General features: G+C 29.2%; 2 protein-coding genes. Both read right to left on the reverse strand.

Annotated elements, in window-relative coordinates:
- Positions 1–560 precede the first annotated feature (560 nt).
- Positions 561–1,034, reverse strand: a complete 474-nt coding sequence (locus COE53_RS23665) for a hypothetical protein (protein ID WP_069034027.1) — start codon at positions 1,032–1,034, stop codon at positions 561–563.
- 203 nt (positions 1,035–1,237) lie between these two features.
- Positions 1,238–1,624, reverse strand: coding sequence for a hypothetical protein (locus COE53_RS23670; RefSeq protein ID WP_069034028.1), 387 nt, complete (start codon positions 1,622–1,624; stop codon positions 1,238–1,240).
- Between the last annotated feature and the right edge of the window lie 161 nt (positions 1,625–1,785).

Below are 1,785 nucleotides of genomic sequence, written 5' to 3' on the forward strand. Positions count from 1 at the left end.
CTGTTCCAGTTGCTCCTGTTCTCCCTCGTTTACCTCGATCTCCTTCTTTACCTCTTGGTCCTCTTGGTCCAACGCAACAACAGCAACAACAACACTTTTGACATTTATGACAATCATTACATTCACATTTTTGTTCTTTGTTTTCTTTACATTTACATTTGCATTTACATTCACTATCTTTATGCTTGTCTTTCTTCAAATAGGTCTCATCCTTAAATATTATTAGATATACTCCTCAAATAGCACTTATTGCCATATCACCAAAGTTATTTTATGGCATGTATATCTCATGTGTTTGAAGTATTTGCTTAGGTGTAAATTGGTATTTTTTTACAAATGCGTTCTATTAAAATAAAATATTGATATCTTATATTTGAAAAAAGACAGTCAAATTGACATTCCTTTTTAAAAACTTTTTCAACTATCCTGCCATTTACTTTAATAAAAAAAGCCGCATATTAGCAGCTTCTGATCTTCAACTAATGCATGCGTTAGTTGCATAAGATTTTAAATAAATAGGTAAAGAACAAAATCAGAGAACTCAGTGCCTAGATATATTTTTAGTTGAAATAGCTATTATTTACGGATCCACTGGTAGCTTTTTTTTCAAGACTTGTAAGTACAAAATAACCTGCTGCTATTCCAATTATTGCAATTAGTGTAGGTGTTGAACTTCCAAAATACCCTCCCATAATGTATTTCATTAAAGGATATTTCATAGAAATTAATTGTTTTAAGAATAAGTACGGCGTAATAACAAAATATAAAGTAGGAATTCCTAGTACAATAAATCGAACCCAATTGAATTTCCAATCTCCATGTTTGAAGAAGTTCTTAATATTATGAGGAATCGCCAACATTGCTCCAATAATTAAAGGAAACATAGTTTGAAATTTATAATAATCAAATAAATCATAGGTAACACCACTTTGCTTAAGAAGATTATTCTGATGCTTTAAACCAACTGAGATTACTATACCTAATACAATCAAATATAATAAATAACCTACTATCCTTTTAATTTTATCTCCCACCTAAATCCCCCTTGAACTTTACTTATATTGAACTAGCTAAGGTTAATATTAAACAATTATTACCACTATCCCTTTATTCAATTTAAAAATATGTTTGGTAATTATATAGTAGTACATTATTAATTTTTAATTGGAACCTAAAAAGTTGCTTATTTAGCAGCTCGTGATCTCAAACTAACGCATTAGTTAGTTGCATAAGCATATTAACAATAATCACCATTTTCGTCTATTCCAATTGGGAAGTAAGGCATACCATTCATTAATTCAAATAATTCATAAGGGTCTCCATCGTTTGATAGCCAATCAATTGTAAATATCTTTGGGTTAACATACTCGCTTGAACCATTTTTATTGTAATGAGCATTTAATTGATTGCACTTTAACCAATATTTCCTGAATACTGCAATAACACGTCCAGAACAGCATATAGGATCAAATTTTCCCATTATAAAATTCTCAATTTCTTCCTCAGATTTTCCTTCATTGAACAATTTTTCTCGAATTGAATCTAGTTTATCTTCTTCAAATGAAACAGCATTATCTAGTTCTTTTACATATTCATCAAATAAGTTTTTATAAGTTTTATTCATTTTTATCACCTGTATAGTTACAAACTTTATGAAAATTTTAATTTATTACACCAATAAAAACAACAATCCTTTATTCCACTAACCTGCCATTTACTTGTATAAGAAAAAGCTACCGAAGCAGCTTTAATGTTGTTCAACTAATGCATGCGTTCGTATTATAA

This window comes from Bacillus sp. AFS029533 (genome assembly GCF_002585125.1).
GTDB classification, from domain to species: domain Bacteria; phylum Bacillota; class Bacilli; order Bacillales; family Bacillaceae_G; genus Gottfriedia; species Gottfriedia luciferensis_B.

Bases quoted from the DNA above. Each gene is read 5' to 3' on its own strand.
- COE53_RS23670 (WP_069034028.1), bottom strand. From the start codon at position 1,624: ATGAATAAAACTTATAAAAACTTATTTGATGAATATGTAAAAGAACTA.